We start from the raw sequence: 8,651 nt of genomic DNA, 5'->3' as shown, positions 1-8,651 counted from the left end.
CTGGCGTCCGGCGTCTGGCGTCCGGCGTCCGGCGTCCGGCGTCCGGCGTGATACGCCAAAAAAAAACCCGGCGCGGGGCCGGGCTTTTTTTTATCAGAACGAGGCGATCAGAGCTTGCTGTCGAGCTCGGGAACCGCTTCGAACAGGTCCGCCACCAGGCCGTAATCCGCCACCTGGAAAATCGGGGCTTCTTCGTCCTTGTTGATGGCGACAATCACCTTGGAGTCCTTCATGCCGGCAAGATGCTGGATCGCACCGGAGATGCCCACGGCGATGTAGAGCTGCGGCGCCACGATCTTGCCGGTCTGCCCGACCTGCATGTCGTTGGGCACGAAGCCGGCGTCCACGGCGGCGCGGGACGCACCAACGGCGGCGCCCAGCTTGTCGGCAACCTTGTAGAGAATCTCAAAGTTGTCGCCGTTGCCCATGCCACGGCCACCGGAAATCACGATGTCGGCGGCGGTCAGCTCGGGGCGGTCGGACTTGGCCAGCTCTTCACCGATAAAGGTGGAGAGGCCGGAATCCTTGACCACGTCCAGGTTTTCCACCGAGGCGGAACCGCCTTCGGCGGCCACGCCATCAAAGGAAGTACCGCGCACGGTGATCACTTTCTTGGCGTCGGTGCACTTCACGGTGGCAATGGCGTTGCCAGCGTAGATCGGGCGGCGGAACGTATCGCCATCGACCACGTCGGAGATCTCGGAGATCTGGGCCACGTCCAGCAGCGCGGCGACGCGCGGCGCGAAGTTCTTACCGGTGGTGGTGGCGGCGGCCAGGATATGGCTGTAATCCGCGCCCACTTCAGCGACCAGGTCAGCGATGTTTTCGGCCAGTTGATGCTCGTAGGCATCGTTGTCCGCGCACAGTACCTTGCTGACGCCTTCCGCCTTGGCGGCGGCTTCGGCGACGGCGCCGCAGCCTTTACCAGCGACCAGCACGGTGATGTCGCCGTCCAGTTCCTTGGCGGCGGCGAGAACGCTCAGGGTGACCGGGTTGAGCGTGGCGTTGTCGTGTTCGGCGTAAACTAAAACACTCATCAGATCACCTTCGCTTCGTTCTTCAGTTTGTCGACCAGCTCGTCCACGGAGCCCACCATCACGCCCGCTTTACGCTCGGCCGGCGTTTCCACCTTCTCGATCGTCACGCGCGGGGTCAGGTCAACGCCCAGGTCCGCCGGGGACTTCACGTCCATCGGCTTCTTCTTGGCTTTCATGATGTTCGGCAGGGAAGCGTAACGGGGCTCGTTGAGGCGCAGGTCGGTGGTCACCACCGCCGGCAGCTTCAGCTCGATGGTCTGCAGGCCGCCGTCGATTTCACGGGTCACCTTGACCTTGCCTTCTTCCACATTCACCTCGGAGGCGAACGTACCCTGAGCCATGCCGGTCAGCGCGGCCAGCATCTGGCCGGTCTGGTTGTTGTCGTCGTCGATCGCCTGTTTGCCAAGGATAACCAGCTCGGGCTTCTCTTCGTCGACAATCGCCTTCAGCGCCTTGGCGATACCCAGCGGCTGGGTTGCTTCATCGGTCTCGACCAGGATCGAGCGATCCGCGCCCAGCGCCATGGCGGTGCGCAGTTGTTCCTGAGCGGCCTTGGGACCGACGGAGACGGCCACGATTTCGGTGACCACGCCTTTCTCTTTCAGACGAACCGCCTCTTCAACGGCGATTTCGCAGAAAGGGTTCATGGCCATTTTCACATTGGCGAGATCAACACCGGAGTGGTCTGCCTTAACGCGAACCTTAACGTTGTAGTCAATGACTCGCTTGATGGGTACAAGAACCTTCATAGGATCCTCGGAATCTTCCACTTGGTGACTTAAGTAGTCCCCGTCCAGAGACGGCGACGGCCGGCATTGCCGGACTCGCCCTGCGATTGCGACACGACGGGGTCTGGAAGCCCACCCCGGGTTGTCGCAATCACACGCCCCATGTCGCTCTCGCTGCGGCATCTTTCAGGACGGAAACTATGAAGGAGGCGAGACGACGATGAACGTCGGGGGCCCCGCGCGAGAGCCGGTATCTTGAACGCTGCCCCACGGAAAATCAATAGAACAAGGCTCTCCCAAATGACCTAAGCAGATGATTTTGCTGCCAATTGTTACCTTGTTTCATGACTCATCAGTCGGCCAAGTCCTTGTAAATCAAACACCTGGCGTCGCATAATCCAAACGGTTGTTTGAGTATATGTGAAACTTGATTCCATAATATGGTGAAATGGGTGCCCGTAGCAGAATCCGCGCGGGCAGCGGGCCATCGGGACGCGTCAGTCAATAGACTTATCGCACCGTTCCTTTATACTCCGCGCCACCCCCAAGAACCTCCGCCTTATGCCGATGCCGCGCTGTATTGCGCGGCCCGTGGCGCGAGGTTTCCGGCCGGCCCGGTCCGGGCCGTAACAGAACCGCTAGCTAGGAGACAGGCTGTGGAACGCGAATCTATGGAAGTCGACGTAGTCATCGTCGGCGCCGGTCCGTCCGGTCTGGCAACCGCTTGCCGCCTGGGCCAGATCGCCCAGGAAAGCGGCCAGGAACTCAGCGTCGTAGTGGTAGAGAAAGGCTCCGAGGTCGGTGCCCATATTCTCTCCGGTGCCGTGCTGGAACCCCGTGCCCTGAACGAACTCTTCCCCAACTGGAAAGAACTGGGCGCGCCCCTGAACAGCCCGGTTGATGGTGACGAAATCTATTACTTCACCGGCGTCGACAAAGGCAGCAAAGTACCCGGCCCGTTTGCCCCCAAGACCATGCACAACGAGGGCAACTACGTTATCTCCCTGGGTAATCTGTGCCGCTGGCTGGCCGAGCAGGCCGAAGGCCTGGGCATTGAAATCTTCCCCGGTTTCGCCGCCACCGAGGTGCTCTACAACGAAGATGGCTCGGTAAAAGGCATCGCCACCGGCGATTCCGGCATCGACCACAACGGCGAGAAGAAGCCCAGCTACACCCCGGGCATGGAACTGCACGCCAAGTACACCGTGTTCTCCGAAGGCTGCCGTGGCCACCTCGGCAAGCAGCTGATGGAGAAGTTCAACCTGCGCGAAGGCGCCGACCCGCAACACTATGGCATCGGCATCAAAGAGTTGTGGGAAATCGACCCGGCCAAGCACAAACAGGGGCTGGTCATCCACACCGCCGGCTGGCCGCTGAGCGAATCCGGCTCGCCAGGGGGTGGCTTCCTGTACCACATGGAAGACAACCAGGTGACCCTGGGTCTGATCACCGATCTCGCCTACTCCAACCCGCACGTCTCGCCGTTCGACGAGATGCAACGTTGGAAACTGCACCCGGAAATCAAAAAATATCTGGAAGGCGGCAAACGCGTCAGTTACGGCGCCCGTGCGATTTCCAAAGGCGGTCTTCAATCCCTGCCGAAGATGACCTTCCCCGGCGGCATTCTGGTCGGTTGCGACGCCGGCACGCTGAACTTCGCCAAAATCAAAGGCAACCACACCGCCATGAAGTCCGGCATGATGGCCGCCGAAGTGATCAGCGAAGCGATCAAAGGCGAGCGCGCCAACGATGAGCTGAGCGAATACAAAAGCGTGTTTGAAAACAGCTGGGTCTACGAAGAACTGCATCAGCAGCGCAACTTCGGCCCCGCCCAGCATAAGTTCGGTAATTTCCTGGGCTCCGCGTTCGCGTTTGTCGACATCAATATCTTCAACGGCAAACTGCCGCTGACCATGCACGACACCACCCCGGATCATGACACTCTGAAACCGGCGGACCAGTGCAAGAAAATCGACTACCCGAAACCGGACGGCAAACTGACCTTCAACAAACTGGATTCGGTGTTTCTCTCCAACACCAACCACGAAGAAGATCAGCCCTGTCACTTGCAGTTGAAAGACCCGAGTATTCCGATCGAATACAACCTGCCCAAGTACAACGAACCGGCGCAGCGTTACTGCCCGGCGGGTGTGTACGAGGTGGTGGAAGACGAAACCAGTGGCGAAAAGCGCTTCCAGATCAACGCGCAGAACTGTGTCCACTGTAAGACCTGCGACATCAAGGACCCCACCCAGAACATCAACTGGGTGCCGCCGGAAGGCACCGGCGGACCGAACTACCCGAATATGTGATTCGGGGTCGCGATAAAAAAGAGGCGCTCTTCGGAGCGCCTCTTTTTTAATGGCAGTTTTCAGTTTTCAGTTCCAGAATGGCACCACCCTGCTCCACTGAAAACTGAAAACTGAAAACTGAACACTGAAACTCCCCCCCTCTTTATCGTCGCAGATACGCGAGAACATGCCGTGCCACTTGGTCGGGTCGTTCGGAGGTCAGCGCGTGGCCGGTGCCGGCAATCTCCACGTAGGTGACCTGCTCGCCCAACTCCGCCCGCAGGGCCTTGCCGGCTTTGTCCGGCGGTGCGATGAAATCCTCGGCGGGCTGCACCAGCAGAAACGGCTTGCCGCCGGCCCGCTTAAAGAACTCCCCGTCGATGCCCGCCACCGCCCGCGACTGGGCGCGCATCAGCTGCGGATACCAGCCGTGCAGCCACACCGAGGGGTCATTGCCGGCCGCGAAAAAGGCGCGCTCAATGGCCCGCAGGCGCTGCTCGTCAGGCAGCGAGAGGTCCACCGAATCACGTAGCACCTGCTTCTGTTCATCGCTCATGGGGAAATTGCCGCCGGCGGCGAGCAGCACCAGATGATCGACCCGCCGCGGGTAAAGCGTCGCGAACGTGCGCGCCAGGCGGTTGCCAAAGGCGTGGCCGATCACGGTCAGTCGGTCAATGTCCACTGCATCCAGCACCACGGCGATGTCTCCGGCAAGCGCCTGCATTGACACCGACCCCGGCGTCAGATCCCCCTCGCTGGCGCCGATGCCACGCGGCTGAATCAACACGACCCGGTAACCCGCTTCCACCAGACGCTCGGTCAGGGTGCACCGATACTCGCCGGTGTAATCCTCAACGCCACGGCCCAGCGACGGCAGAATCGTGATGACATCGCCCTCGCCCTGACCGTGAATGCGCACATGGCTGGCCACCTCGCCGTGCCGGACAATCTGCTCGTGTAACACCGTGAACTCCTTTCTGGAAAGACGCCGCGCGCCGGAAAGGATTAATATACTCTCATTAAAAATGACCGCACAGCCAGTGCCAGCCGATGCGCCAACGCCCCGGAATGCGGGGCGCCACGGGGCCGGCTCCGCGTGGTTCAGGGCGCCGGCATTGGCAGGGAGAATGAAGGATGGCTAGTCGTGTCGCTTGGCGGCGGGCTTTTCTTCCTTCTCATGAAGGCACTGCGCGAAGCCACGTAATCCTTCCAATAGAGGGCTCAGCCCGCTCCAGAGCGCCTCATCGTGAAGCAGCTTATAGGTTCCTGTGAGCCCTGGCGCCCTACTCCGCTGTCGCTCATCAGCAGCGGTTTCCATGCGCTCCAGGCCTTCGGTGACGGCACGGCTTAGAACCGCCAGACGCTCCGGCGGCACCTTGCCCAACGCCATAACCAGTAATGAGACGTTCTGCATTACGTTGCGGGACTGTGGCTGGTTGGCACCGGCCAGAACGATTCTGGAGACATCGGTGGACGCTTCCAGAAAGTCGTTGGCAATACGAAGCACGCCGTGCTTGTGCAGATTGTTCAGCAGCCGGTCCAGTTCTTGCCGTGCTTCATCCGGCGCGGCGGGTGCCGGCACTTCATAATGAATTCCCGTGGCCATCAGAATTTCTCCGGGTTGCGGGCCTGGCCCGGTGGTTGAACGTAATCCTGGCGCTGCCATTTGCGCTCCGTGAGCACCCCGCTCTGTGGTGTCGCCTTCCAAAAGCGGTGGTTGGTCGGCGGCAGCGGCGGCGGCCCGTCTACCTGCACCACTTCCATACGGGCGGCAATTTCCTTGTACGCCGGGGTGTCGCTGTCCTTGTCCGCATCGTTGGAGGTGAGGATATTGATGGCGTGTTCGTTATCGGTGGCGTTTTCCGGCACATAGACCTCGTTGCCGGTAACCCGGTCGGTGACCAGAACATGAACGCTGATTTCACCGTAAGGGCTGATCAGCTTGACCAGGCTGCCGGTCTTCACGCCTCGCCGCGCCGCCAGATCCGGTGACACCTCCACGAAATTACCGGGCACCAGACTGCGCAAGCCCCGCGACCGGTGCGTCAGGTTGCCTTCATGGAAGGTCTCCAGAAGCCGGCCGTTGTTAACATGAATGTCATAGGTCTCATCCAGCTTTTCGCCGGGCGGGTAGAAGTCGAGAGCGTGCAATTTCGCCTTGCCATCGGCAAAGGGGTAACCGTCCATGTACAGGTGAGGGGTGTCGGTGCCGTCAGCGGCCACTGGCCACTGCAGGGATTTGAAGCCTTCCAACCGGTCGTAACTGACCCCCGCGAACATCGGCGCCAGCGATGCCGCTTCGTCCATGATTTCCGAGGGATTCTGGTAATCCCAGGGCGCGCCGAGCGCACCGGCCACCTCGGTCAGAATCAGCCAATCGGGCTTGCAGCCGGGCAGCGGTTCCATGACCTGATAAAGGCGCTGAAAGCGGCGTTCGGTATTGACGAAGGTGCCTTCCTTCTCAACGCTGGGCGCGCCGGGCAGCACCACGTCCGCCTGTTCACAGGTGCGCGTGAAGAAAATGTCCTGCACCACCAGAAAATCCAGTTTATCGAAGGCTTCCTGCACGTAATTGGCGTCGGCATCAACGATCGCCATTTCCTCGCCCATGACATACAGCGAACGAATCTTATCGTCGTGAATCGCCTGCACCATGGTGTGGTTGTTATAGCCCTTTCCGGAAGGAATCTTCACACCCCAGGCCTTCTCGTAGCGCTCGCGGACCGCATCGTCGGCGACGAATTCGTAACCGGGGAAGCGGCCGGGCATGGCGCCGAAGTCACTGGCGCCCTGCACGTTGTTGTGTCCGCGCATCGGGTAACAGCCGGTGTTCGGCCTGCCCGAGTTGCCGGTCACCAGCATCAGGTTGGCCAGCGCCGTGGACACGTCGGAGCCGTTCACATGCTGGGTCACGCCCATCGCCCAGATCGCGCAGGCGCTCTTGGCCGTGGCGATCATGCGCGCCAGCCCGGCCAGCCTTTGCGCTTCGATTCCGGTGATTTCCTCGGCGTATTCCAAGGTGAACGATTCCAGACTGCGGATGTACTCCTCCACCTTATTGACTTTGGCGTCGAGGAATTCCCGGTCTTCCAGGCCGTTATCGAAAAGGTATTTGATGATCGCGCTGATCCAGACCAGATCGGTGCCCGGCCGGGGGTGGATGTGCTCATCGGCCCGTTCGACCATTTCATTGCGGCGCAAGTCGGCCACAATGTGCTTCTGGCCGCGGTGCTTCTGCGCCTGCTTCAGCCGGGTCGCGATCACCGGATGACTTTCCGCGGTGTTCGAGCCGACAATGATCAGCAACTCGGCACCGGCCAAATCGGAAATCGACCCCTCGTCGCCGCCGTAGCCCACCGTGCGCCATAATCCCTGGGTCGCCGGTGACTGGCAGTAGCGGGAGCAGTTATCGATGTTGTTGGTGCCGATCACGGCGCGGGCCAGCTTTTGCATCAGATAGGATTCCTCGCTGGTGCACTTGCTGGAGGACACAAAAGACAACGCATCGGGGCCATGCTGCTCTTTGATCTCGTTGAAACGGTGGGCGATCAGCCGATAGGCTTCCTCCCAGCTTGCTTCGCGGAACTGGCCGTTATCACGGATCAGTGGCGTGGTCAGGCGGTCTTCCGAGTTGACAAAATCCCAGCCGAACTTGCCTTTCACACAGGTGGAGATGCCATTTACCGGCGCCTCTTCCACCGGCTGAACCTTGAGGATTTTACGGTCGCGGGTCCACATCTCGAAGGCGCAGCCCACACCACAATAGGTGCATACCGTCTTGGTCCGTTTGATTTCTGGCTGGCGCCAGGCGCTGTCGATTTCCGAAAGTCCGAAGATCAGCGGAAAGCCGACGGTGGGCTCGACCGCCTTGATCAAATCAATAGCCGGTCGTTTCAGCGAGGCAGGCATGGCGGTCAACGGCCCTGCCTCACCGAGCATGGTTTTCTCCATCAAGGCATTGCAGGGGCAGACCGTTACGCAGTGGCCGCAGGACACACAGCTGGACTCGTTGGCGACTTCGCCGCCATCCCATAGCACGCGCGGGTCATCGCTTTGCCAGTCGATGCTCAGTGTTTCCGTGACCTGAATATTCTGACACGCCTCCACGCAACGCCCGCAAAGAATGCATTGGTCCGCGTCGTAACGGTAAAACGGATGGCTGTCATCGACCTCGTAAGGTTTTTGTCGATAGGGGTAACGCTGGTAAGGGATTTCCATTTCCCGCACCACGTTATGAACCTGGCAATCACCATTGTTGTTTTCACACACCGAACAATACAGCTCGTGGCGGGCGACGATACGGTCCGCCCCTTCACGGCGTGCCTGCTCAGCCTGCTCGTCGTTAACACCGATGCGCAGGCCGTCGCGTGCTTTGAGGCTGCAACCGCGCTGCAACTGGCCATCGGCGACAACCCAGCAGATATCGCAGGTCTGAAGGGCGCCCAGAGTCGCGTCGTAGCAAATGTGGGGGAGACTGATTTGGTGGCCGGCGAGAAATTCGATCAGTGGTATGTCGGCCGGGCCGACCAGCTTTCTGTCGTCCACGGTGACCGTGCAGAGCTGAGAGTCTGGCATGACAGGCTGCTCCCTGGCGT

Annotated in this window: 6 protein-coding genes; 1 reads left to right on the top strand and 5 read right to left on the bottom strand. The window is 60.4% G+C overall.

Annotation, left to right across the window (positions count from 1 at the left end):
• Positions 1-107 precede the first annotated feature (107 nt).
• The gene (locus CGS25_RS15990) at positions 108-1,037 is read right to left on the bottom strand and encodes an electron transfer flavoprotein subunit alpha/FixB family protein (protein WP_101676074.1); all 930 of its coding nucleotides are present in this window, start codon (positions 1,035-1,037) and stop codon (positions 108-110) included.
• Entirely contained in the window at positions 1,037-1,786 is a 750-nt protein-coding gene (locus CGS25_RS15985) for an electron transfer flavoprotein subunit beta/FixA family protein (RefSeq protein ID WP_089032391.1), read from the bottom strand. Before CGS25_RS15985 ends, CGS25_RS15990 begins: the two co-directional genes overlap by 1 nt.
• Before the next feature lie 635 nt (positions 1,787-2,421).
• Here CGS25_RS15985 and CGS25_RS15980 point away from each other — a divergent pair.
• Positions 2,422-4,077, top strand: a complete 1,656-nt coding sequence (locus tag CGS25_RS15980; RefSeq protein WP_101676073.1) for an electron transfer flavoprotein-ubiquinone oxidoreductase — start codon at positions 2,422-2,424, stop codon at positions 4,075-4,077.
• Positions 4,078-4,219: 142 nt separating this feature from the next.
• Here CGS25_RS15980 and CGS25_RS15975 read toward each other — a convergent pair whose 3' ends face one another.
• The 3 genes from CGS25_RS15975 to fdhF form a co-directional block, all read right to left on the bottom strand.
• Positions 4,220-5,020 (bottom strand): alpha/beta fold hydrolase, encoded by an 801-nt coding sequence (locus CGS25_RS15975; protein WP_157933855.1) that lies wholly within the window; start codon positions 5,018-5,020, stop codon positions 4,220-4,222.
• Positions 5,021-5,194: 174 nt separating this feature from the next.
• A complete protein-coding gene (locus CGS25_RS15970) occupies positions 5,195-5,662 on the bottom strand; it encodes a hypothetical protein (protein ID WP_101676071.1) in 468 nt (155 codons plus the stop codon).
• Entirely contained in the window at positions 5,662-8,631 is a 2,970-nt protein-coding gene (gene fdhF / locus CGS25_RS15965) for a formate dehydrogenase subunit alpha (protein WP_101676070.1), read from the bottom strand. Before fdhF ends, CGS25_RS15970 begins: the two co-directional genes overlap by 1 nt.
• Positions 8,632-8,651: the final 20 nt, after the last annotated feature.

Origin of the sequence: Alloalcanivorax mobilis (genome assembly GCF_002864685.1) — a bacterium.
Lineage (GTDB): Bacteria > Pseudomonadota > Gammaproteobacteria > Pseudomonadales > Alcanivoracaceae > Alloalcanivorax > Alloalcanivorax mobilis.
This window is presented reverse-complemented; position numbering and strand designations above follow the sequence as displayed.